This is a genomic window from Pseudomonas sp. GXM4 (genome assembly GCF_008923895.1).
In the GTDB taxonomy this organism is placed as follows: domain Bacteria; phylum Pseudomonadota; class Gammaproteobacteria; order Pseudomonadales; family Pseudomonadaceae; genus Aquipseudomonas; species Aquipseudomonas atacamensis.
The window spans coordinates 1-24,370 of record NZ_WBRZ01000054.1 but is presented as its reverse complement, the minus strand read 5'-3'; the positions used below and the strand labels follow the sequence as shown (position 1 = coordinate 24,370).

21 protein-coding genes are annotated in these 24,370 nt (G+C 58.1%); 14 read left to right on the top strand and 7 right to left on the bottom strand.

Features of this window, described 5'->3' with window-relative positions:
- Positions 1-49: 49 nt before the first annotated feature.
- Together tal and F8N49_RS10100 are read right to left on the bottom strand one after the other, a co-directional pair.
- Positions 50-976: a transaldolase gene (tal, locus tag F8N49_RS10105; RefSeq protein WP_016775468.1), complete on the bottom strand. Its 927-nt coding sequence runs from the start codon at positions 974-976 to the stop codon at positions 50-52.
- Between the two features lie 202 nt (positions 977-1,178).
- The gene (locus F8N49_RS10100) at positions 1,179-2,135 is read right to left on the bottom strand and encodes a cellulase family glycosylhydrolase (RefSeq protein ID WP_122699478.1); all 957 of its coding nucleotides are present in this window, start codon (positions 2,133-2,135) and stop codon (positions 1,179-1,181) included.
- A 289-nt stretch (positions 2,136-2,424) separates the two neighbouring features.
- On the opposite strand from F8N49_RS10100, the gene F8N49_RS10095 reads away from it, so the two are divergent.
- The 8 genes from F8N49_RS10095 to F8N49_RS10060 all read left to right on the top strand — a co-directional run bounded on the left by F8N49_RS10095 (position 2,425) and on the right by F8N49_RS10060 (position 12,072).
- Positions 2,425-2,865 carry a low molecular weight protein-tyrosine-phosphatase gene (locus tag F8N49_RS10095; RefSeq protein ID WP_123441997.1) on the top strand — a complete coding sequence of 147 codons (441 nt, stop codon included), beginning with the start codon at positions 2,425-2,427 and terminating at the stop codon, positions 2,863-2,865.
- 39 nt (positions 2,866-2,904) lie between these two features.
- The gene (locus tag F8N49_RS10090) at positions 2,905-5,127 is read left to right on the top strand and encodes a polysaccharide biosynthesis tyrosine autokinase (protein ID WP_151551308.1); all 2,223 of its coding nucleotides are present in this window, start codon (positions 2,905-2,907) and stop codon (positions 5,125-5,127) included.
- Between the two features lie 40 nt (positions 5,128-5,167).
- A complete protein-coding gene (locus tag F8N49_RS10085) occupies positions 5,168-6,250 on the top strand; it encodes a glycosyltransferase (RefSeq protein ID WP_151551306.1) in 1,083 nt (360 codons plus the stop codon).
- Between the two features lie 15 nt (positions 6,251-6,265).
- A complete protein-coding gene (locus tag F8N49_RS10080; RefSeq protein WP_071173037.1) occupies positions 6,266-7,378 on the top strand; it encodes a polysaccharide pyruvyl transferase family protein in 1,113 nt (370 codons plus the stop codon).
- A complete protein-coding gene (locus tag F8N49_RS10075) occupies positions 7,375-8,607 on the top strand; it encodes an oligosaccharide flippase family protein (RefSeq protein WP_151551304.1) in 1,233 nt (410 codons plus the stop codon). The genes F8N49_RS10080 and F8N49_RS10075 overlap by 4 nt, the downstream gene beginning before the upstream one ends.
- Complete coding sequence (locus F8N49_RS10070) at positions 8,598-9,701, top strand: hypothetical protein (RefSeq protein ID WP_016775461.1); 1,104 nt, start codon at positions 8,598-8,600, stop codon at positions 9,699-9,701. Before F8N49_RS10075 ends, F8N49_RS10070 begins: the two co-directional genes overlap by 10 nt.
- A gap of 12 nt (positions 9,702-9,713) precedes the next feature.
- Positions 9,714-10,763 carry an acyltransferase family protein gene (locus tag F8N49_RS10065; RefSeq protein ID WP_071173034.1) on the top strand — a complete coding sequence of 350 codons (1,050 nt, stop codon included), beginning with the start codon at positions 9,714-9,716 and terminating at the stop codon, positions 10,761-10,763.
- A 178-nt stretch (positions 10,764-10,941) separates the two neighbouring features.
- On the top strand, positions 10,942-12,072 hold the full coding sequence (locus tag F8N49_RS10060) for a GDSL-type esterase/lipase family protein (protein ID WP_151551302.1): 1,131 nt from the start codon (positions 10,942-10,944) through the stop codon (positions 12,070-12,072).
- Positions 12,073-12,250: 178 nt separating this feature from the next.
- Here F8N49_RS10060 and F8N49_RS10050 read toward each other — a convergent pair whose 3' ends face one another.
- Positions 12,251-12,664, bottom strand: a complete 414-nt coding sequence (locus tag F8N49_RS10050) for a mannose-1-phosphate guanylyltransferase (protein WP_073471421.1) — start codon at positions 12,662-12,664, stop codon at positions 12,251-12,253.
- Between the two features lie 31 nt (positions 12,665-12,695).
- Positions 12,696-13,529, bottom strand: a complete 834-nt coding sequence (gene galU, locus F8N49_RS10045; RefSeq protein WP_041477294.1) for a UTP--glucose-1-phosphate uridylyltransferase GalU — start codon at positions 13,527-13,529, stop codon at positions 12,696-12,698.
- Between the two features lie 387 nt (positions 13,530-13,916).
- On the opposite strand from galU, the gene galE reads away from it, so the two are divergent.
- From galE to F8N49_RS10015, 6 genes are all read left to right on the top strand, one after another.
- Positions 13,917-14,933, top strand: a complete 1,017-nt coding sequence (gene galE / locus F8N49_RS10040) for a UDP-glucose 4-epimerase GalE (protein WP_016775458.1) — start codon at positions 13,917-13,919, stop codon at positions 14,931-14,933.
- 230 nt (positions 14,934-15,163) lie between these two features.
- Positions 15,164-15,400, top strand: coding sequence for a hypothetical protein (locus F8N49_RS10035; RefSeq protein ID WP_016775457.1), 237 nt, complete (start codon positions 15,164-15,166; stop codon positions 15,398-15,400).
- Positions 15,401-15,491: 91 nt separating this feature from the next.
- On the top strand, positions 15,492-16,607 hold the full coding sequence (locus F8N49_RS10030; RefSeq protein ID WP_178116950.1) for a polysaccharide biosynthesis/export family protein: 1,116 nt from the start codon (positions 15,492-15,494) through the stop codon (positions 16,605-16,607).
- A 12-nt stretch (positions 16,608-16,619) separates the two neighbouring features.
- Positions 16,620-17,285 carry a YjbF family lipoprotein gene (locus tag F8N49_RS10025; RefSeq protein WP_024013610.1) on the top strand — a complete coding sequence of 222 codons (666 nt, stop codon included), beginning with the start codon at positions 16,620-16,622 and terminating at the stop codon, positions 17,283-17,285.
- The gene (locus tag F8N49_RS10020; RefSeq protein WP_151551298.1) at positions 17,282-18,043 is read left to right on the top strand and encodes a capsule biosynthesis GfcC family protein; all 762 of its coding nucleotides are present in this window, start codon (positions 17,282-17,284) and stop codon (positions 18,041-18,043) included. Before F8N49_RS10025 ends, F8N49_RS10020 begins: the two co-directional genes overlap by 4 nt.
- Positions 18,040-20,118 carry a YjbH domain-containing protein gene (locus F8N49_RS10015; RefSeq protein WP_122508333.1) on the top strand — a complete coding sequence of 693 codons (2,079 nt, stop codon included), beginning with the start codon at positions 18,040-18,042 and terminating at the stop codon, positions 20,116-20,118. The genes F8N49_RS10020 and F8N49_RS10015 overlap by 4 nt, the downstream gene beginning before the upstream one ends.
- A 393-nt stretch (positions 20,119-20,511) precedes the next feature.
- Here F8N49_RS10015 and F8N49_RS10010 read toward each other — a convergent pair whose 3' ends face one another.
- From F8N49_RS10010 to F8N49_RS10000, 3 genes are all read right to left on the bottom strand, one after another.
- Positions 20,512-21,906, bottom strand: coding sequence for an undecaprenyl-phosphate glucose phosphotransferase (locus tag F8N49_RS10010; protein WP_016775452.1), 1,395 nt, complete (start codon positions 21,904-21,906; stop codon positions 20,512-20,514).
- Between the two features lie 389 nt (positions 21,907-22,295).
- Entirely contained in the window at positions 22,296-22,955 is a 660-nt protein-coding gene (locus tag F8N49_RS10005; protein WP_071173028.1) for a helix-turn-helix domain-containing protein, read from the bottom strand.
- A 277-nt stretch (positions 22,956-23,232) separates the two neighbouring features.
- A complete protein-coding gene (locus tag F8N49_RS10000) occupies positions 23,233-23,973 on the bottom strand; it encodes a winged helix-turn-helix domain-containing protein (RefSeq protein ID WP_151551296.1) in 741 nt (246 codons plus the stop codon).
- Positions 23,974-24,370: the final 397 nt, after the last annotated feature.

Sequence of the window (24,370 nt, the reverse complement as noted above, 5' to 3'; positions counted from 1 at the left end):
AAGGGCGAACCTGTGAAGGTTCGCCCTTTTTGCGTTCTACAAACTCAAATCACAGCTTGGCCTGCAGCAACGCTTCCAGCTTCTCCTGGTCGCGGGCGAACTGACGGATGCCTTCAGCCAGTTTCTCGGTGGCCATCGCGTCTTCGTTGGACAACCAGCGGAATTGCGCTTCGTTGAGGCTCAGACGCGCTTCACCGGCATTGCCCGGTGCCAGTTTGCGTTCCAGCTTGCCGGTATCGGCGGCCAGCTTCTCCAGCAGTTCCGGGCTGATGGTCAGGCGATCACAGCCAGCCAGTTGTTCGATCTGGTTGATGTTACGGAAGCTCGCGCCCATGACCACGGTCTTGTAGTCGTTTGCCTTGTAGTAGTTGTAGATGCGCGTCACCGACTGCACGCCCGGATCATCAGCGCCGGTGTAGTCGTTGCCGTTGGCCTTCTTGTACCAGTCGTAGATACGGCCCACGAACGGTGAAATCAGGAACACGCCGGCGTCGGCGCAGGCGGCCGCCTGGGCGAAGGAGAACAGCAGGGTCAGGTTGGTCTGGATGCCTTCCTTCTCGAGGATCTCGGCGGCGCGGATGCCTTCCCAGGTCGAGGCGATCTTGATCAGCACGCGGTCACGGCCGACGCCGGCCTTGTCGTACAGCTCGATCAGACGATGCGCACGCTTGAGGATCGCATCCTGGTCGAAGGACAGACGCGCATCCACTTCGGTGGAGATGCGGCCCGGAACCACGTTGAGAATTTCCTTGCCCACTGCGACGCCGAAACGATCGCTGGCCAGGCCGACATCGCCCTTGCAGTCGCGAACGCAATCGTTCAGTAGTTCGGCGTAACCGTGAATGGCCGAAGCCTTGAGCAGCAGGGAAGGGTTGGTGGTGGCATCGGTCGGTTTGACTCGGGCGATCGCTTCGAAGTCGCCAGTGTCGGCAACTACGGTGGTGAACTGTTTGAGTTGTTCCAGCTTGGAAGTCATGGGCGTGCTCTATCCTATGGGTCTGAAGACATTACCCGAGCGCTGACGGGCACTCAAGGGTGCATTCGTGGATCGATGGCCCCTGCGGCAACAACCTGAAAACGATTGTTTGAAAGGCGGGGCGCGGTGTCGCTGAATACGATGCCAAAACAGCCCACAGGTTCAAAGCAACCGACCTGTGAACAGACCGGTTGCCCAAGGTTTACTCAGCGTTCAACAGACCTTCTACCGACAAGCGTGCCGGTTTTGGCTGGCCGTCAGAGGTGAGAAAGCCGAAGTTCTTCTCGCGATCGTTGCTGCCCGAATCACTGTTCCGCCATTCATAGATAGAGGTCAGCGGAATATTGAGGCGTTTAACGTCGGTAATAAACGCGTTGATCTTGGTCGCTTGCCCCTCGGGACCACCGTTGGAGGCGAGGGCCGAAACCCCCCATTCACTGATGACTCCCGGCAGATTGAAGTTCTGCTGGATGAACGTCTGCGCGTTGCTGATCTGCGTGGCGGTCATCCCATATGGGTGATAAGACACGGCGTTGAGGCATTTCGGGTACTCGCTGACGATACTTTTCATCGCCACCGTCGACGCCGAGCCCGCGCTTGGCGGCCGGGCGAAGCCGAAACCGACCCGTGGCGTCGTCTGCGGCTGACCTTCGAAGGCCTTGCACATGCCGGCCATGAACGGCACGAAGGTGGTATCGAAATTGCGCGTCGGCCAATAGGTTTCCAGGTCTGGCTCGTTCCAGATTTCGATCGCCACCAATTGCGAGCTCCAGGATTTTTCCAGCCCGGTCACGGTGTTGGCGAACTTAGCGCCAGCGGCGTTCAGCTCCTCTGGCGAAGTGGCCGGCAATGCCTTGATCGCGCGCACCGTCAGCAGCACCGGCAGGCCGGCGGAAGCGGCGGCGGCGAAGGCGTCGCTGACCTGTTTCTGATAAGTCTTGGCGGTGAGGCTGTCACTCCACACGCCGAAGCGCACAAAGCTGAAGCCTGCGGCCTTGATTTGTGCGGCATCGGCGGCGGTGAAGCTCTGGATTTTCACCTGCACGCCGATGGTTTTCGCTGGAAGGTTGGGGAACAGCTCACTGGCGTGAACCTGGCTGGTGGCACCGAGCGCCATCAGGGCGAGGGCGGCGAGTGTATTGCGCTGTGCTGTTTTCATGTCTGCTCTCCTGAAGAGAATGACAACTACGAATATTTATCCCGTTACTCAATTTCCGATAACGGTGATGGCACTAAGTGCGCGAATGTTATTTTTTGTCAGGAAAACAGCAACTGAAAATCACAGTTATTTTTAGTCCGCTAATTGTGGTTGGGGCGGCTTAAAACGCTGTGGTACTTAATGTTCCTGTACTAACAGGGCGAAGCTATTTCTGAGTGCAGGAAAGTCGTGAGGGTTCATTAACTTTAACGACATGTTGGCTGTTTGATATTACACAGGAAAGCAAGACTTGTTCAAAAAGATCCTCGTTGTCTGCGTGGGCAATATATGCCGAAGTCCGACGGCCGAACTGCTGCTGCGCAACGCGCTGGGCCCGTCCGCCATTACGGTGTCCTCCGCCGGCCTGTCCGCCCGCGTCGGCGAGGGCGTGGAGGCCTCGGCGCGGCAGGTTCTCGAAGAACACGGGCATTGCGCCGAGGCCTTCAAGGCGCGGCAACTGACTTCGGACATTGTCAATGACTCGGACCTGATCCTGGTCATGGAAAAGACCCACGTCAATCAAGTGCTGAAGATTGCCTCGCACGCCCGAGGCAAAGTGTTTCTGCTCGGCAAGTGGCAGAGCGAGCGCGAAATACATGATCCGTATCGTCAAGGCAAAGCCGCGTTTATTCATGCCCACGCATTGATTGAAGATGCTGTTAGTTCATGGGCAAAGCGTCTCGGGCATTGATGAATCTTCTTCAGAACAGTAAATGGTAAGAACAGACTTATGCAGTTACCGTCCGTAATCGGCACCCGCGACAATGATCAAGACAGTATTGATCTGCTCGGCATCTTCGGCAGCCTGATCGACCAGAAGTGGCTGATCGGCGCGTTGACCGGTGCCTTCATGGTCACCGGCGTCGCCTATGCGGTTCTGGCAACGCCAGTGTACCTGGCGAACGCGCTGGTGCAGGTCGAACCGAAAAAGAACGACATGCTGGGTTTTTCCGACCTCAACAGCATGCTCGGCGGGCAATCGCCGTCGGTGACCGAAATCGGCATCATCAAATCCCGCGCGGTGATCGGCAAAACCGTTGACGACCTGCGCCTGGATATCGACGTCACCCCCAACACGTTCCCGTTGATCGGCGGCTTTCTTTCGCGGCGTTATCGCGGAGACAGCGAGACCAGCGTCGCGCCGCCGCGTTTCGGTTTGAACAGTTATGCCTGGGGTGGCGAGCGCCTGGAATTCACTCGGCTGCAATTGCCGAAAGACCTGCTCGGCAAGAAACTCACCCTGATCGCCGGCGAGCAGCAGCGTTTTCAACTGTTCGGTGAAAACGACAATCTGCTCGCCGAAGGCGTGGCCGGCGAAGCGTTTGTCAACGATGGCGTAGAAGGGCAGATCGCGCACTTGTCGGCCAACCCCGGCACGCGTTTTCAGGTGGTGCGCAATCCTCGGATCGTGACCATTCAGGGCTATCAGGACGCGCTGGATATCTCCGAACAGGGCAAAGAGTCGGGGATCATTCGTCTGGCGCTGGCCAGCTCGGACGCGGCCGAGGCGGTGAAGATCCTCAACAAGATCGCCTCGCTCTACGTCGAGCAAAACGTACGGCGCACTTCGGCGGAAGCCGCGCAGAGCCTCGCTTTTCTGCAAAGCCAGTTGCCCCAGGTCAAGCGTGATCTGGCCAAGGCCAGCGACGCCTTGAATGCCTACCAGACCCACGGCAAGACCGTGAACATCTCGCTGGAAACCCAGTCGGTGCTGGGCCAGTCGGTGGCGCTGGAAACGCGCATCTCCGAACTGAAAATGCAGCAGGCCGAGCTTGATCGCAAGTTCACCAAACAGCACCCGGCCTATCGCGCCTTGATGACGCAGATCGGCGAGCTGACCCAGCAGCAGAAATCCCTCGAAGGCAAGGTTCAGGACTTGCCGGCCACCCAGCAGGAACTGCTCAACCTGACCCGCGACGTCGAGGTGGCTTCGCAGATCTACACGCAGTTGCTGAACAAATCCCAAGAACTCGACATCGTCCGCGCCGGGGCCGTCGGCAACGTGCGCCTGATCGACACTGCCGATGTCGACCTGACCAATCCGATCAAACCGAAGAAACCACTGATCGTGCTGATCGCGACATTGCTCGGCGCGTTTGTCGGCGTGGCGCTGGTGCTGCTGCGCAAATCCCTCAGCCGAGGCCTTGAAGGTCCGGAGGGCATTGAGCAGTTGGGCCTGCCGGTTTACGCGTCGATTCCCTACAGCGCCTTGCAGGAAGAAGAGGACAACAAAAAGGGCCGCGCCCGCGACGGCGTTGACAAGCCTGCGTACCTGCTGGCGCTGCGCAACCCGACCGATCTGTCGATCGAATCGATCCGCAGCCTGCGCACCTGCCTGCACTTTGCCGGGCTCGATTCGACCAACAACCGCATCATGATTTCCGGGCCGAGCCCGCAGGTCGGCAAGACCTTCGTTTCGTCCAACCTTGCGGCGGTCATGGCCCTGAGCGGCCAGCGCGTGGTGCTGATCGATGCCGACATGCGCAAAGGGCACCTGCACAAAACCCTCAACACGCCGATCAGCAACGGTCTGTCCGACCTGCTGGTCAAGCGCTGCACCCTTGAGCAGGCGATCAACAAAGTCGAAGTCGACAACCTGCATTTCATCAGCCGGGGGCAAGTGCCGCCCAATCCTTCCGAATTGCTGATGCACGCCAACTTCCGTGAGCTGCTGGCGCAACTCAGCGAGCGCTACGACCTGGTGATCATCGACACGCCGCCGCTGCTGGCGGTGACCGATGCCGCCATCGTCGGTCGCGAGGCCGGCATCAGTCTGATCGTCACCCGCTTCGGGGTGAACCCGGCCAAAGAGATCGAACTGACCATTCGCCGCTTCGCCCAGAACGGCATCGAGTTGAAAGGCGCGGTGTTCAACGGCGTCGAGAAGCGTGCGGCCAGCTATTACGGCGGCACTGGCTATTACAACTACGAATACGCGTCCGACAAATCCTGATGGTTGCCGATTGTTCTTTCCTGTTTGAAGTGGGTGAGTTGTGAAAAAAATACTGCACGTGGCAGAGACGATCAAAGGTGGCGTGGCGACGGTGATCCGCACGATCTCGGCATCCCCCGAAGATGACGCAGCGAATTATCAACTGGTCTATCTGGTACCCGAGGATCAGGCCAGGGAGCTGCACGGCATCGCCCCGCAGCAGGTGCGCACCTTTCCACGCAGTGGCCGTAACGTGCCGTCGCTGCTGCGTTTCGCCTGGCGCCTGAGCCAGGTGCTGCTCAAGGAAAAGCCCGACGTCGTGCATTTGCACAGCACCTTTTCCGGGGTGATCGGCCGTGTGGTGTGTGTGCTGTTGCGACCATGGCGCAAGCCGAAAATCGTCTACTGCCCGCACGCGTTTTCGTTCCTGATGGAAAGCTCTCCGACCAAGCAGAAGGTCTATGCGTGGATCGAGCGGGTGCTGCAGAAAGTCACCGACGTGATCATCTGCGTCAGCCAGTACGAGCTGGATAAAGCCGCGCGTTTCGGCATCGAGCGCAAGCGCATGAAGCTGATCTACAACGGCATTCATCACAAGGATGACGCGCCGAAAAGCGCTGGCGCCGAGCCGATTCATCTGCTGTTCGTCGGGCGTCTGGATTACCAGAAAGGCTTCGACGTGCTGCTCAAGGCCTACGCCAAGGTCAATCGCAACGACCTCAAACTGACGGTGGTTGGCAGTGCGGTCAACGAAGACTCTGTCGAGTGCCCGCCGATGGATTCGGTCGAGTACCTGCCGTGGGTGACGCCTAGTGAAGTACAGGCGCTGTATCAGCAAGCCGATGCGCTGATCGTGCCGAGTCGCTGGGAAGGCTTTGCCATGGTGCCGCTGGAAGGCATGGCCATGGGACTGCCGGTGATCGCCAGCAACTGCACCTCGCTGCCGGAACTGGTCACCAACGAAGTCTCCGGCTATGTCTTTCCGTCCGGTGATCACCAGGCGCTGGCTGATGTTTTGACGATTATCCAGAAGCCGCGCCTGCTCGACCTCGGTAACGAAGGCCGGAGCATTGTCCGCGAACGCTTCAGCGCCGCGTTGATGATCCGCCAGACCTACGACCTGTATCACGCTCCCACTTATTAAGTAGAACTCAAGCTTATGAACGTAACGATTTTGCATGGCTACAGTGCGTCCAACTCCGGTGACGGTCTGCTCGTCGATCTGGCCATTGCTCTGGTGCAGCGTAACTTCGGTGACGACACCGCGATCAGTGTCGTGGCGTCCGATCCCGAGTCATTCAACTACTTGCCGCACCCGCGTTTCGATGCGCCGGTAATGGCGGCCAAGGGTCTGGGGCGGGTCAAGCAAGCGGTGTTTCTCAATCAGTCCTACGCCGGGCTCGCCGATCTGCTGAGGAAAACCGATCTGATCGTCGGTGTCGGCGGCGGCTACATGCGTTCGAAAAGCGCCTTCGAACACATCAAGCTGAAGCTCGGCCATGCCAAGCAACTGGAAACCGCGATCCTCAGCAAAGTGCCGTCGGTGTACCTGCCGCAGAGCATCGGCCCGTTCCACGGCGAGAGCAGCAAGATCGTTGAACACTACGCCAGCGCCGATGCGGTGTTCGTGCGTGACAACCGTTCCTCGGCGATTTTTGATGCTTGCGAAAACGTCTACCGCGCGCCGGATCTGGCGGTGCAGTCGCTGGCGAGCAAGATTCTGCAGCAACCGAAATTCACCCGCTGCGCCGCCTCGCCGGCGACGGTGTGCGTGGTGCTGCGCAAGCCGCCGGAGTGGAGCAAAGAGAAGAAGGTCGCTTACGTGGCCAATCTGAAACTGCTGCTGCAGCGTCTGAAGAACAAAAGCAAAGTGGTCTGCGCCGTGCAAAGCGCCGTACGTGGCAACGATGACGGCGCGTTCTACCGCGAGCTGGGCATCAACGAAGATCTGCTGTCGCTGAAGGCAACCATTGCCAAGTACCAACCGGACCTGGTGATCTCGGTGCGTCTGCACGGCGCCATCGAATCGCTGCTCTCCGGCGTGCCGGCGTATCACATCAGCTACGAGCGCAAAGGCTTTGGCGCCTATCAGGACATGGGCGTCGAGGACTGGGTGATCAACGGCGGCGATATCGACGTCGACACCATCATCAACACCGTCTACGCGCCGAATGCGCTGGCGGATTTCGGCAAGCGCCTGACCGACACTTGCCGCGAAATCGAAGCGAAAACCGTGGCCATGGACGAAATCATCAAGGGTGTCGTTCGATGATATTTCGGCTGTTGCTTCGCGGCGGAGCCTTGGGCGCGAAGTTCTTGCTGGTGTTGGCCATCACCCATTACCTCGGCTACGAGGCGCTGGGTTTTTATGGTGTGGTGGTCGCAGCGTCGTTGATCGCGTCGAAGTTCTACAGCGTCGGCTTCAGTTCCGAAATCAACCGGCTGATCAGCGTCGGCGGCAGTTCGCGGCGGGTGGTCGACAAGGTTCTGCTGCTGTATCTGGCGGTGGGGCTGTTGTTGTCGGTGCTGACGGTGCTGATCTATTCGCTATTCCAGTCGGTGGAAGCAACCGCCACGTTGATCCTGTGCGTGACGCTGGTGCTGCTCACCGAGCACCTGTCGTTCGAAATCAATTCCTTCGTGTTTTCTGCGCAGAAAGCCACCGCCGGTGCCCTGCTGTTCTTCATCAAGACCGGCCTCTGGGCGGTGTTGGCGGTGGGCGGCATGGTGCTCGGCTGGGTCGAGGGCATCGCCAGTGTGTTGTGGCTGTGGGTCGCCGCCAACGTGCTGGTGATCATCGCCGGTTATTTGATCGTGGTGAATGTGCACAAGGGCCGCGAAGCCGCGCCGCTGGACACCGCGACGGTGTGGAAGGCCGGGTTGCCGTTCTATCTCGGCACCGGTCTGATCGCCCTGAGTCAGTACGCCGAGCGCTTTCTGATCATCGACCTGGAGCCTTACGCCAGCCTCGGTAAATACGTGTACGCGTGGTCAGCGGCCAACACCTTGCAGGCGTTGTCGTATGCGGTGGTGGCAGTGGTCGGCATTCCGGTGCTGGCCAAGCGTTTCCAGGCCGATCAACAGGCGTTCACGGTCAGGCAACTGTTCGTCAACAAATGGGTGATGCGCTCGCTGGTGGTCTCCGCCGTTGTGGCTGTGGCGATCTATGTGTTTTTCAATGTGTTGCTCGATTACGTCGCCGCCAGCGTGCCGCGTCCCGATAACGCGCTACTCGCGGTGCTGATTTTTTCCTTCGCCTTGCGGGCGATCGGCGACATCGTCTGGGGCGGTTTGATTGCCTCGAAAAACAGCCGGGTGTCGCTGGCCAGCGCGGCGCTCTGCCTGCTGATTTCAGTGCCGGTCAGCTATGTGCTGATCAAGCATTACTCGATCTATGGCGCGGCGTGGGGCAATGTTTTCGCCATCGTCGTGCAGCTCAGTGTGATTGCAGTGTTGACCCGTGTCACCGGCGCGAAAAAGGCTGCGCTGTCATGGGCCTGAAACTGCCGCGCATCGAGTTTCGTGGGCGCAAATTCGATTCGTCGATTTCTTTTCTGATTCTGTTCACCGGGCTGTTTCTGTCAGTGGCGATGCCGTTGCTGGTGCCGCGTGATCCGGGGCCGGATGCGATGACCTTGTGGTCGTCGTATGCGCGTGCCGACAACTGCAATTTCTGGAATCCGTTCTCACCGGATCGCTCGTCCTACGAATGTTCAGCGTTCCTGCTGCGGCCCACTGGGATCAACCTGACCAATGCCTGGGCCTATGGCATGTTCTGCAATTTCTTCCTCACGGCGATTCCGGTGGTGGTGTTTCGGCGCATGCCGCTGACCATTTTCGGCACCCTGTGCCTGTGGGGCATCGTGCGTTCGTTTTTCCTCGAGAACCTGACCAAGGAAATCATCGTGTCGGTGGCGGTGTTGAGCATTCTGCTCAGCGCATTGACGCGCAAATATCGCGGCGGTTTTTTCCTCTCGGCGGTGATTTACGGTGTGCTGATCCGGCCGTACTGGATTCTGTTTTCGCTGTCGTGGGTCGGCGTCTGCGTGATGAAAAAGTACGTCTCGCGCTTCACCTTCTTTCTGATGCTGTTCCTGTTTTATCTGGCGGTGGCCATGGCCATTCAGCTGGCGCTGGGCTTTCCGGTGTCGTCGATCCGGGCGAGCAACAACGAGCTGCGCACGGCGGGCGAGGAGGGCTCGAAGTCGCTCATCGTCTCGTGGCTCAGCGGCAGTGACTTCGTCTCCCAGGCACTGGACTCGATGATCATTTTCTTCCGCCTGTCGTTCCCGGTTGAGCTGATTCTGCTGTCCGGGCCGGGGCAGGTGATCTTCGTTGCGCTGATGATCATGACCGCGCTGCTGCTGTTCAAAGTCATCACTTCGACCGACTACAAGGGCGCGCCGATCCAGACCAAACCCAAGGAACTGATCGCGATTCCGCTGGCGTTTCTGTTGGTGCAAGGCTTGTTCGAGCCGGACTTCGGCTCCTTCGCCCGCCACTTCTCGATGGTCGTGCCGGTGTTGTTCGTCGGCCTGGGCTTGATGCTGCGCGCGAACAAACCGGTGCAGGTCGAATCAAGAATTCTCACTTAAGGCAGGTGCTCTATGTCGAGCAAGAAAAAATCCCTGGAGATCGAAACCCTGCGCGGCCTGGCGTGCCTGCTGCTGGTGCTCTATCACGTCATCGGCCCGCTGGGCGGCGGCTTGAAGATCGACATCGGCTCGCCGTTCCGGGTCATCGCCGACTCGATGGTGTACGTGCGCATGCCGCTGTTCACGTTCATCTCCGGCTACATCTATTCGATCTACAAGATTCGCGGCAATGACTTTTCCGCCTTCTTCGTCGGCAAGGTGCGGCGGCTGATCGTGCCGCTGTTCTGTGTCGGCGTGCCGTTCTCGGTGCTGCAAGCGGTGGGGCCGGGGGTGAACAAGGACGTCGGCGTGATCGACGCGTTGTTGTCGTTCTGGGTGCCGATCAACCACTTCTGGTTCCTGCAGGCGGTGTTCAGCATTTTCATCTTCGTCGGCCTGCTGGAATGGCGCGGCCTGCTGCGTTCGGCGACGCGGCTGTATGGCTTGTTTGCATTTGCGGCGGTGTTGTTCCTGCTGCCGCCGTTGCCGCTGGATGCGTTCGGTATCAACGGTGCGATTTACCTGCTGCCGTTTTTTGTTGCGGGGATGATCGGTCAGGAAAATGTCGATGTTTTGAAGCAGCGTTTCAAAGTGATCGGGCCGCTGCTGTTTGTGCTGATTTCACTGACGCTGCTGTACGTCGCGGCGATTGATCGTGAGCTGATTGTCGATCGCCGCAGCCTGATTGGTTTGATGGTGGGTTGTGTGTCTTGCATCGCGTTGCTGTCGAGTGACATGCGCTCGAAAGCGCTGACCTGGCTCGGTGGATATTCCTATGCGATTTTCCTTTTTCATGTTTTGTTCGCGGCGACCTCGCGGTTTGTCCTCGGGCGCCTCGGCGTGAAGGATGAGAGCTTGCTGGTGCTCGGTGGTCTGAGTTGTGGATTGCTCGGGCCGGTGCTGTTGGCGATGGTGTTCAGCCGGTTCAATTTCACCTCGGTGTTGTTCCTTGGCGAGCGCGCAGCGAAGCGGAAATCGTTGGCGCCCATCGCCCCGGTGGTACAGACGCAATCCTCCCTGTAGGAGCTGACGAGTGAAACGAGGCTGCGATCTTTTGATCTTTTGTCGTGGCTTGCGAAGATCAAAAGATCGCAGCCTCGTTGCACTCGTCAGCTCCTACAGTACATCCGTATAAGTCACACCATCCTTGTGGGAGCGAGCCTGCTCGCGAAGGGGCCATCCCGGACAAAGGAAATATTCAATGATGCCAGTAGACGCCCCTCAACCAGTCGCCACTTCGGCCATCACGATAGACGATGCCCGCCAGCGCTTCGCGCAGTGGCGCGAGGGCAAGGCCGGCAAGGTGCTGGCGGTTTCGGTGATCGGCGACAGCTACACCGCCGGGCAGGATTTCTACCTGAACAAACTGGTGCAGCGAGTGGCCGCCGAGGTGGGTTTCGCCGGCCCCGGTTACGTCGGTTTCAACCACGGCGCGGCGCTGGGCGGCACGCATTTCAAATACACCCGCAGCAGCGACAAATACTTTGGCGGCGAGTGGAAGGTTTCCGAGCTGGGCCAGGCCAGTCCGGACAGTCGCACGATCAGCGGCAAGCCGGGCGCCTGGTTGCAAGTCGATGCCAGCCCTTCGCCGCGCATCGATACCACGGTCACTCAGGCGAAACTGTTGTATCTGGGCAATGGCGAATCCGATGAGTTGCGCTATCGCTGGTCGCCCGCGCAAGCCTGGCAACCATTGAAACTCGCAGGCTCAGGCGTTCAGGAAGTCGCGCTAGCCGGCGCACCATCAGCCGCAGACTGGTCATTCAGACTGGAAGTGGTGAAGGGCGCGCCCACATTGTTCGGCCTTTGGATGACGAATGATGAGAAGGGCATTCGGGTGTCGAAACTGGCGGCCTCCGGCGCGGCATCGGCGGATTTCTATCACGCCGATCCACAGTGGCAGACGCAATGGAAAGCCGTGGTGTCGAAGATCCCGGCCGACGTTTACCTGATCATGCTCGGCGGCAACGATCAGGGCTTCGGCGTCAAACCTGCGCAGTACCTGCAAAACGTTCAGGGCCTGGTGAGCATGCTGCGCGAGATTCAGCCGGCGGCGAGCATCAACCTGATCATGCGTCAGGACACCACGCGCTCCAGTGCTTATCCGATGTCGGCCTATGCGCAGGTGCTCGAACCGTGGGCGCGGGAGCAGCATTTGGGCTTCGCCAACCTGCAATGCGCGTTCGGCCCCGACGTCAAACGCTACGCCAGCGCGATGATTGGCCCGGACAAGATTCATCCGTTGCCGGCCACGGGCGGGAAGGTGATTGCCGATTATTTTTATGGCTGGATAACGGGTACGAGTACCGGTTGCGACGACTCGCCACCATGATCGTTCCCACGCTCCGCGTGGGAATGCCGCCCGGGACGCTCCGCGTCCCTCCGCAGCGTGACGCAGAGCGTCACTGGATGCATTCCCACGCGGAGCGTGGGAACGATCAATGCTGACTGTGCCGCCGCTTTCGCGAGCAGGCTCGCTCCCACAATGGATCGGCGTGACGCCCGGGTGATCAGGCGTCGTGCTTGAAGGCGTCGATGAGCCCCAGCAGTTCGTCAAGCTTGCGCGGCATCAACCGCGCATCACAGCGCGTCTCGACGTTAATGATGATCGCCGGATCGTTGCAGCAGATGCGCACGCGAAAGCGCCAGTCGCTGAAGATCACTTTCAGGCCATCGCGGTCATCCATTTCCAGCGCCTGTTCGCCATACAACGCCTTCAGGTGCGCGAGCAGCGGATAGGGATCGCGCATCGGCCGGCGAATATCGCCGGACGCAGGAAACACACCGATCCGCTCCACCAGCAGAATCGTGCCCAGCCAGGTTTCGTTGGCGCTGGGCAGCGGTTGATGGCGCGACAACCAGCTCATCATCCCGAGGTTGCCCACCTCACGTTCAATCTCTGTCGAATGTTGTGCAATGTTCATGGTTGCCTGCCTCTGGTGGTGGGGAGCCGTCTCAGCGGCCCTTGAGGTACACGTTGTCGTAGCAGAAGTTGGTCGCCTGCAAGTAGCCCTCGGCATCGCCGCAATCGAAGCGCAGGCCTTTGAATTTGTAGGCCAGCACGCAGCCGTTCTGCGCCTGTTTCATCAGCGCGTCGGTGATCTGGATTTCGCCGCCCTTGCCCGGTTCGGTGTCGGCGATCAGGTCGAAGATGTCCGGGGTGAGGATGTAGCGCCCGATGATCGCCAGATTCGACGGCGCGTCCTGCGGCGCCGGTTTTTCCACCATGTTGTTGACCCGGTAGATGCCCTCGGAAATCAGCTCACCGGCAATCACGCCGTACTTGTGAGTCTGGTCGGCCGGGACTTCCTGGATGGCGACGATCGAGCAGCGGAATTTCCTGTACAGCTGAATCATCTGCGACAGCACACCGTCGCCTTCGAGGTTCAGACACAGGTCGTCGGCCAGCACCACGGCAAACGGCTCGTCGCCGATCAATGGGCGGCCGCTGAGAATGGCGTGGCCCAGGCCTTTCATTTCCACCTGACGGGTGTAGGAGAAGGTGCAGGTGTCGATCAGCTCGCGGGTGCCGGCGAGGAATTTCTCTTTCTCGGTGCCACGGATTTGATGCTCGAGTTCGTAGCTGATGTCGAAGTGGTCTTCCAGCGCGCGTTTGCCCCGGCCGGTGACGATGGCCATGTGTTGCAGGCCGGCGTCCCGCGCTTCTTCAACGGCGTATTCGATCAACGGCTTGTTGACGATCGGCAGCATCTCTTTCGGCATGGCTTTGGTCGCCGGCAAGAAACGCGTGCCGTAGCCGGCAGCGGGGAACAAACATTTACGAATCATAAAAGTATCCTGGACAGTCATGGAACACAGGCGACGGTTGCGCACCAGAAAGTGGCGGCAAGTTTCAATGATTATTGAAGGCTTACTTTAATACCCGAGTCGGGTTGTTGCTGGCAATTAGTTGCGCTGTTAAAAAGCGCTAATGTTATGAGATGTCGACTACTTGGTTATTAGTTATTTTTAGTCGGTATCTGTCGATAGTGATAAGTGTCCAGGGAGTGCTAATAAGTACCCGTCAAACAGTTTGACCGGCAAAAATAATTATTGCCAGTGGTTGAACTAAATTTGTTTGAGGTTGTTGTCGCCCTGTTTGTGTGAATTGCTCCGCATCTCCACCAGGCATGGCTTGACACGCTACCGGGTATTTATTCAATGACGGACCGCGCTATGAAGATTCTGGTAACGGGTGGTGCCGGCTATATCGGCTCGCATACCACACTTGCATTGCTTGAGGCAGGTTATGAAGTTGTCGTTCTGGATAATCTTTGTAACAGCAGCGACGCAGCACTTCACGCCGTTGAAGCCATTTGCGGCAAAAGTGCATGGATGATTCGCGGCGATGTCTGCGATCGGCCGCTGCTCGACCGGATTTTCCGCGAGCATCAGATCGACGCCGTGCTGCATTTCGCCGGGCTCAAAGCCGTGGGCGAGAGTGTGCGCAAGCCGCTCGAATACTACGAAACCAACGTCGGCGGCAGCATCACCCTGTGTCAGGCGATGGCAGCGGCGGGGGTGTTCCGGCTGGTGTTCAGTTCCTCGGCGACGGTCTACGGCGAGCCTGAAGAGATGCCGATTCGCGAGGATTTTCCTACGGGCAATCCGACCAATCCCTACGGTCAGTCCAAGCTGATCGTCGAGAACGTGCTGCGCGACCTGAGCCTCGCCGAGCCGCGCTGGAGCATAGCGCTGCTGCGCTACTTCAACCCTATCGGCGCCCACGCCAGCGGGCACATGGGCGAAGACCCCAACGGCATTCCGAACAATCTGGTGCCATATATCAGCCAGGTTGCGGTCGGCAGCCTGCGCGAGCTGTCGATCTTCGGTAATGATTACCCGACCGCCGATGGCACCGGCGTGCGCGATTACATTCATGTCGTCGATCTGGCGGATGGGCATTTGAAAGCGTTGCAGTCGATCAGCGAGCGCACCGGCATCCACACCTGGAACCTCGGCACCGGCGATGGCTACAGCGTGCTGCAAGTGCTGCATGCCTTCGAACAGGCCTGCGGGCGGCCGGTGCCGTACCGGATGATGCCGCGCCGCGCCGGTGATATCGCCGAAAGTTTTGCCGATGCTTCGAAAGCGGCGAAAGAACTCGGCTGGAAAGCCACGCGCAACTTGCAGGACATGGTCGCCGACACTTGGCGCTGGCAATCGAATCATCCCAATGGTTATTCGCGATGATGGCCATTTAGTCCGATGTTAGTTTCAGTCAGGTTGTTAGATAACGTCGGGAAATTACACTGGCAATGCCATTTGCAAATCCGTAGATATAAACCTGCCGTTCGACTTTAGCAGTTGCACAGGACTGTGAAAGAACAACGGATCTTGTTCGCGCTCTTTGCGGACTTGAAAGCTACCAGCTCTGACACAGATCTGTTTTTTAACAGTTCGAATGTTAGAAAGGAGTTGTTATGAAAAAAGTGATGGCAGTTGCCCTGTTGACGATGTTGAGCAACTGGGCTGCCGCCGCTGAAGCGCCGTTGACAGCGGTAACCAATGTAGGTGGCAGTGTGGCGGCTTCGCAAGCGCCCGCGGCCAGTACTGCAATGGTTGCCAGTGCTGTAGCGGCGTCCAACAGCGGTGGCAGTGCCAACGGCGGTACCACCGGTACGACGGGTACCACCGGTACAACCGGCACGCATAACTAACAGGAACATTTGTTAGTGCAGTACAGAGTCGCCCGACGCAAGTCGGGTGACTTTGTTTTTTGGATTCGCCCTTGAATAGCGTAGTGCCATTATGACTCGTAGTGTTTATCTTTTAATGTTGGCAAGTCTCGCTTTGCAAGGTTGCATGTTTTCCCCCGGCCAGTACCTGAGCACCAGCGATATCACCCGCCAGGGTGCCAGCGAAAGCAGTCGGGTCGAGCTGATTCCGATCACCCCGAAGCTGATCGCCATGAACCGCGCCACCCAGAAGCGTGAGTCGCTGCCGACGGAGCTGCTGGTAACGCCGGCGGAATATCGCATCGGCAACAATGACGTGCTGTACATCACCGTCTGGGATCACCCGGAGCTGACTGCCCCCTCCGGCGCGCAACAACAGATTGATGCCAACGGCCGACTGGTGCGCTCCGATGGCACGCTATATTACCCGTTCATCAAGGAAGTCCAGGCCGCCGGCCGGACCATCCAGCAACTGCGTGCGGACATCGAACAACGCCTGTCGGCATTCATCGCCGAGCCGCAGGTCGACGTCGCGGTGCTGCGCTTCGCCAGTCAGAAAGTGGTGGTCACCGGCGCCGTGACGAAGGCCGGCCCGCAAGCGATTTCGACCAATCCGTTGAGCGTGGTCGAGGCCCTCGGTTCCGCCGGCATCGACACCAACAATGCTGACTTGTCCGGGCTGTTGCTGACGCGCAACGGGCGGGTGTATCCGCTCAATCTCGACACGCTCAATCAGCAGGATTCCGAACTGCAGAACGTCTACCTCAAGGGCGGCGATCAGTTGTATCTGCCGTACAACGACAACAAGCGCATCTACGTCATGGGCGAGGTCAACCAGCCGCGCGCGCTGAGCTTCAAGACCGCAACCATGAACTTGTCCGACGTGCTCGGTTCGGTCGGTGGCCTGAGTCAGACCAGTTCCAACGGCAACGCGGTGTACGTGATTCGCGGCGTGGAAAATCTCGACGTCGAGCCGGCCAAGATCTATCAGCTCGAAGCCGAATCGCCGACCGCCATGGCGCTGGCCTCGCACTTTCAGGTGCGGCCGCAGGATGTGGTCTATGTCGGCCCGGCCAACGTTACGCGCTGGAACCGTTTCATCAGCCAGTTGGTGCCGTCGGCGTCGATTGTCGGCACCGGGGCTTCGGCAGCGAAGAACTGGAGCGAATACAGCAACAACAGCAAATAAGGCCGCCCGACTGTGAACCTATTGAAAGTGGGCGTCTGCCTGATGGCGGCCTCGTTGCTGTGCGGCTGTAACCCGCTGATGAGCGCATCGCTGAACAACCTCAAAGCCGCCGTCGTCGGCCCCGACGAGGTTGATGTGACAGCGGCCGAAGTCGCCGGGGTCAACTACCCGCAACTGAAACTGACCACACCGTCCGGCTCAGGCGTGCTGGCGCTGGTGCGCGAGCGCGAAGACCTGCAATTCTGGGTCGCCTCCGGCAAGCAGGTGTTGCTGCTGCGCGATGGCCTCGCCGTGCGCAGTATCGGCCTCGGTCTGCAAGGTGATCTGGATGGCACGCGGCTGGCCGATGATTCGCCGTTCAAGCACGGTCTGCATCACGTCGCCGATGGTTTCACCACACGGCGCTGGATCGATCTGTACAAGGGCCAGGAAGTCGGCGTGATCGTCAACAGCCGCTTTTCGCGCCGTTCCACCGAGACCCTGGAGATTCTCGACAAGGCTTACTCGGTGCTGCGCGTCGATGAACAGATTGACGCGCCAGCCATCGGCCTCAGCGCGACCAACCGTTACTGGGTCGACCCGCGCGACGGTTTCATTCTGCAGAGCGAGCAACAACTGACCTCGCAATTGCGCGTGAAGCTGGTGCAATTGACTCCTGATCGCAGGCATCTGCCGTGAAGCGCTTAAGCCTAATCGCGGCGGGTCTTTTGCTGATCGCAGGGGCGAGTCAGGCCGCCGTCACTGTGTCCGGCGACGTCGCCAATCCCGGTCCGATCGCATTGCCGCCGGGTGGACGCCTGTTCGATGTGATCAGCGAAGCCGTGCCCAATGCAGAGGGTTATTGGCTGGCGGGCGGCTTGTTGCGCCAGTCGCTGATCGAGGAACAGACACGGCTCAAGGTTGGCGTGCTGTTCGATCTCGAGGTCCTGCAACGCATGGCGACGCTGTTTGATCGGCCAAGCCGCGCGGCACTGGCACAGCGCGTTGCTGAAGAAGTCCGACAAATGCCAGTGACCGGACGGCAGATCGCTGATCTGGATCCGGTGGCGGTGGAAGTCGGCTTCGCGCGCAACATTCGTCTGGATGACGGCGATCGGCTGATCTATCCGAAACGGGTTGATGAAGTGCAGGTGTTGGGCGCGGTCACCGAGCCGTGCCACCTGCCGTACCAGCCATTGCGGGAGGCCCGCGAATACCTGGAAGGCTGCTCGATTCTCGACGATGCCGAGGCCGATTACCTGTGGCTGATCCAGCCCAACGGCGTCTCGCGGCGCGTCGGCATCGCGCACTGGAATCGCGAGTCCGGGCAGTTTCCGGTGGCCGGCAGCAGGATTCTGGTGCCGATTAAAAATGATGATCTAGATCCGCCTGTTCCTGAACTGAATCAGCAGTTGGCCGAATTCATTGCCACGCAGCTGGCCGAGGTGGTTCGTTGAAGTTACGTTTTGCAGCTGTGTTGTTATTGCCCTGCGGTCTGGCTCACGCCGAGCCGCGCATCACCCAGAATGACTTCGGTGGCGCCGGTCTGTTGCAGACACCGACGGCGCGCATGGCCCCGGCCGGCGAGCTGAGCGTCAATGCCAACCGCACCGACCCGTACAGCCGCTACAGCGTGTCGTTGCAACCGCTGGACTGGCTCGAAGGTTCGTTCCGCTACACCGCGATCACCAACCGGCCGTACGGCTCGGAGGCCCTCAGCGGCAGTCAAAGCTACAAGGACAAGGCGGTCGACGCCAAAGTACGCCTGTGGCAGGAAAGCCACTGGGCGCCGGAAGTGGCGCTGGGCTTTCGAGATATCGGTGGTACCGGTTTGTTCTCCAGCGAATTCTTCGTCGCCAACAAGCGCTTCGACAATTTCGACTTCAGCGCCGGCATTGCCTGGGGCTACATCGGTAATCGCGGCGACTTCGACAACCCGCTGGGCTACGTCAGCAATCGCTTCGATACGCGCCCGGCGCTGGAAGGCACCGGTGACGTCAACTCCGGCTCGTACTTTCGCGGCAAGCCTTCACTGTTCGGTGGCGTGAGCTACCAGACGCCTTGGGATCGGCTGAGTTTGAAGCTTGAATTCGAAGGTAACGACTACAAAAACGAGCCGAAGGACAACGAGATCAAACAGGACTCGCCGATCAACCTCGGCGCAGTGTTCAAGGTGACGGATTCGATCGACCTGAGCGCCGCGTGGGAGCGGGGCAATACGGCGATGTTCGGCGTGACCTTTCACACCAATTTCGTCAGCCGCAAGGCGCCGGCCAAAACCTACGACCCGACCCCCGAACCGCTGCCGGCGAAGGCGCCGACGACCTCGATGGAACAGGTCAACTGGGCCGATGTGTCGCGGCGTTTGCAGCAGAATGCCGGGTACAAGGTCGAGCGCATCAGCCAGCGCGATTCCGAACTGATCGTCTATGGCGAGCAGCAGCGTTATTTCCATTCGTCCAAAGCCGTTGGCCGCGCGAGCCGGATTCTCGACAACAGCGTCAACGACGACATCGACTGGTTCACCGTGGTCAACAAGCGCTATGACTTGCCGCTGGAAGAAACCAGCCTGCCGCGCCAGACCTTCCGCGAAGTGATCAACAACGAAGAACCGTTGGAGGCGCTGCACCGCACCACCGAAATCAACCCGGCGATGCCGCACAACGAGACAACCCTCTACACCGAAGCGCCGCAGCATTTCAGCTATGGCGTGGGGCTGGGCTTCAAGCAGAACGTCGGCGGCCCGGATGGTTTGCTCTATCAATTCAGTGCTGATGCGGACGCGGAATATCGCTTCAACCGCAACACCTGGTGGAGCGGCTTGCTCAGCGCCAACCTGGTCAACAACTTCGACAAATTCGTCTACGACGCGCCGAGCGGATTGCCCCGCGTGCGCACGGATTTGCGCCAGTACCTGACGACGTCAAACACGACCATGCCGTTGTTTCAGCTCAGCCATGCCGAGCAGTTGGACAAGGATCTGTACGGCATGGTGTACGGCGGCTATCTGGAATCGATGTTTGCCGGCGTCGGTGCGGAAGTGTTGTTCCGCCCGACCGGTGAGCGCTGGTCGCTGGGCGCGGATCTGAACTGGGTGCGCCAGCGTGATTTCGATCAGGGCTTTGCCTTGCGCGATTACTCGGTAGTGACCGGGCATATCACCGGCTATACCGACCTGCCGTTCGACACGCTGGCGGCGGTCAGTGTTGGTCGCTATCTGGCCGGAGACTGGGGCACCACCGTGGACATCTCGCGCGAGTTTTTTAACGGCGTGCGCGTCGGTGCCTGGGCAACCATCACCACGGCCAGTAGCGCCGAATATGGCGAAGGTAGTTTCGACAAGGGCCTGTACCTGTCGATCCCGTTCGACGAAATGATGAGCATGTCGACCATGCGCCGCGCCAACCTGGTCTGGGCACCACTGACCCGAGATGGCGGCGCCAGACTGAGCCGCAGCTATCAACTGCACTCGATGACGGATAGCCGGGAAGGGGACATGTTCTATCGCAACTTCGAGAAGATTACCGAGTAAGCGCCAAGGTCCGGGCGCAACTCGAACCCTGTGGGAGCTGGCTTGTGTTACACCGCAATTATCGACCCAATCCCTAATCCCTGTGGGAGCTGGCTTGCCAGCGATAGGGCCGCTTAATTACAACTCCATTGCCTGGGCTAACGCTACCGCTGGCAAGCCAGCTCCCACATGCGGCTTGTGCTACACCGCAATTATCGACCCAATCTCTATTCCCTGTGGGAGCTGGCTTGCCAGCGATGGGGCCGCTCAATCACAACTCCATTGCCTGGGCTAACGCTATCGCTGGCAAGCCAGCTCCCACAATGATCCTGTGTGGTTAAGCAATACTGGTTACTCAAATCCCGCCCACAAAAAAGGGGACTTTCGTCCCCTTGTGATCTGCAGTGCTAAGCCTCAGTAAATATCCTTCGACAACAACGTAAACGGCGTCTTCACCAGGATCTTCAGATCCAGCCACAACGACCAGCTGTTGATGTACTGCAGGTCGATCTCGACACGCTTCTGCATCTTGTCGATGGTGTCGGTCTCACCGCGGCAGCCACTGATCTGCGCCAGGCCAGTGATGCCCGGTTTGATTCGGTGACGCGCCATGTAAGCGAGGATCTTGCCCGAGTAGTAATTGTTGTGCGCCACCGCATGCGGCCGTGGACCTACCAGCGCCATATGCCCCTGCAACACGTTGAACAGTTGCGGCAACTCATCCAGGGAAGTGCGGCGGATAAAACGACCTACTGCGGTGATGCGAGAGTCATTACGGCTGGCCTGTTTTACTTCGCGGTCATCGTGGACACGCATCGAGCGGAATTTCCAGACCTTGATCACCTTGCCGTTCCAGCCATGGCGGTCCTGCTTGAAAAACACCGGGCCGGGCGAGTTGATTTTTACCGCCAGAGCGATGATCAACAGCAGCGGACTGAGCGCGATGATCGCCAGGAATGCCACGGTTTTCTCAACCAGACTCTTGCTCAGAGCAGCGGTGGGGCGGCTGGTCAGCGGGCTTTCGTTGAGGTAAATCGCCGGCAAGCCGTCCACGACTTTCACCGAGTGGTTGAGCAGGGTCAGGCTGTTCAAGTCCGGCACCCACACTACATCGACGTTAGCCCCGAGTAAGTCGACATACATCGCTTCGATTTTCGCGGCTTCGCACAGCGGCAGAGTAATGTAGAGGCGGCGAATGTCGTGGGCTTCGATCAGCTCGAGCAACTCGTCCTGAGCACCTACTACACGCGGTGCGTCGGAAGCGAGGACCGGTTTGTCACCGTTGCTGACCAGACCGATCAGCGGCAGGTTTTCCAGTTGGCTGAGCTTTTTCGCCAGGCCCAACGCCAATTCGCCAGTACCGACGATCAACGTCCGGTGTTCGCTTTTACGCGAACGCTGGTAGTACTTGGAAAACGCATGCAGCGGCGCGTAGAGGAACGCCTGACCGAGGAAGCCATACACCGCCCAGCTCAGAATCACCTGACGGGAAAACAGCTCATCGGCCTGGCAGACAAACGCGATGCACGCCAGCGCGGCCATGGTCATCGACCAGCCCATGAACAAGCGGCCGAGGCCGGTCAGGTAGTTGTCGCGTTTGCGATAAACGCCGCTGAATGTGTAAGCCGGCACCGAAGCCAGGACGGCGAGGGTGGCGCACATTCGGTAGTAGAACGCGACGGTGCCGGTGTGCTGTTCAGCGAGAATGAACAGCAGCGTCACAACGAAAGCCTGTGCCAGCGCCCATTGGCCCCAAAAGGTCAGTCCCTTGAGGCCCGTGCTTCGATTAATACTGAGAGAAAGATCCATACGATATCCCCAAAAGACGTCCATTCAGGTTTCAACAGTTGAAAGCCGAGTTGTTATGCAGACTTATTGTTTTTGTTTTAGCGAGTGTCTTGAGGTAACAACATCGAGAGCCGAACTGTCGTCAGCCAATAGACTAAGTTATTGCCGGGAATGGTGTCTGACGAGTTCTAACAAGATGGCACAGTGCCAACTTTTAATAATTAAATAGATGGCTGTTAGAAAAGGTCGCAGAAAGAGGGATGAAAAAGCGGGGACGTATTTGTTACTGTTTGAGGGTGGAGGCAGGGAAAGCTTTTATCGAATCAGGGAGGAAAACCAAACAGAGTGCTCTTCTTGTTGTTGTAGTCGCACTTTATATCTGTTTGTCTCGGTTTGAAGGTCTTCTTCGGTTACGCAACGACTTCTTGAATCAGGCAATATCCGCGATTTCTTACGGCTCGGAACAATCGCTCGCCATTACTTGCGCTCTTGAATTTATCCTGCAATCGGCTCAGGCACATTTCCAGGCCACGGTATTGCTCGGGTTCCCGACCAATGCTGATGATCAAGTCATCACGACTGACCACGCGCTCTTCATGGCTCAGCATTTTCCTGACCAGAGCGGTTTCCAGGCCAGTCAGGCTGATCGCAACATTGTCCTTGAGCAACACGCCTTGTTCATCGTCAAGATGCCAGGTGTCGCTGCAAGGCTCAGTGCTGTCGCTGATATTGGAGATATGAGCGCGTTCTGCACTGCGGGTCGGGAAGCTTTGAAACGGATTGTCTGTTTGCGCGGCTCGCCATTCATTTTCAAGAGTGGCCAGTATGCGTTGAGTATCATGTTCGATACTGCGCGCAACATTCTTTCGGCTGAGGCTTGGGTAACTGAACTCCATGACCATCGGGGCGGAAGAGGGCGAAGCAACACCTTCAACAAACATTTGTGCCTGCGACGTGCCAAACGAATTGAAACGCTCACTGGACAAGATGCTTTCCAGTTCACGTTGCGACGTTGTGCTGTGCGTCACAACAACAAAATATTTTCTGGGGAGGGTTGTACTCGTTTCCATGTCTCTCTCCTAAATACACACCAAAATTGGCTAAAAGATAAATCGGCAGGCGAGCAATGACTTCCTCGGAAGTAATCGTAGGCAGGGTTCTGGCCGAAAATGGCCATCGATAAATTCCACTCGATCTGCTGCTATGTTATGGAGTTTTATTGTTATGTGGCGTGATGCCGTGCTCATTCAAGTGCTTGAGTTTTAATAAGTATGAGGCGCAATTGAAACGATATGGCTGCATCAGACGATCCTTCGTACGTATGCAAAAGGGAAGACTGCCCGAGACTCAGGCAGTCGATATCAGGCCCCGCATCAGGCGATAGCCGTAGCCGCGGATGCTCTGAATCGCGTTTGTACCATACATGTCCTTGATTTTTCCACGCAAGCGACTGATTGATTTTTCCAGTGCCCGAGGGTCGTAGAAATTGGCGTTGAGGCCCATGATGCTGGCGATTTCATCATGACTCAGAATGTGATTGCCGGTGTGCGCAAAGGCCTCGAGGATCTTCATTTCGGCGAAAGAGATATCCAGTTTGCGCCGACTGTCCATCAGGCAGATCCGCGTCGGATCAAGCGTGAGATTGATATCTCGTTGCCAGTCTTCGCTGTTGAAGAACTCCGCCAGCAAGTCTTCGCTGTCATCGCTCAATGTGTTGAGCTTGATACAGGCATCCGCCCCGGCGAGGAAATATTTGATCTTGTTGACGGCGCCGCGGCCGGTGACAATTGCGCAAATAAGCGGCTTCAAGTTGTCATCGCGCAGGTTCTGCACCAGGGCCAGATTTTCCTCGATAGCTTGTGGATTATCGATGATGACGAAAATGGCGCGGTAGGAACCTATGTAGCCGTGCTGTTTATATGAACTAGTGAAAGCACCTGTTTCCAGGGTCATATCGGGCTGCACGTGCTTTGCGATCAGCGATCTCAAATGATCAGCCACACCCAGTGTACGACCCAGCGCAAGAACACCGGATTCATCATTTGTCGGGCGCGGACTTCTCGTCGCCAAGTTCCCTGAGAGCATCATGCGTTGACTCGAATTAGGTGCTGACATCGGGATGTTAAAGCACCGGTTCTTATCTGTGACTGACAATTGGTAACATTTGCGCGGATTTTAGACGTGTCTCCCGAGATTTCTAACAATAACTAAGCTTGTCAGGCTTTTAGTTGATTTTCTCGGGGTTGTGAACTAGCGCGTAGATGATGGCTATATGCAATGGTGCCACTATTTTGAGCTTGTGGCGATGGCTTTGTCTATGTCCTTTAGCCATTGATTGGCCATGTCAACAATGCGTGAGGTTGATCACACTTCATATCTGAACTGAAATATTTGTAGTAATAGATGTAAATTTTTTCCGTTTAGTTCGTCGGCCGACGATTACTAACATGACTTGAGTGTGGCACTCCGTTAGACCTATTCTTCG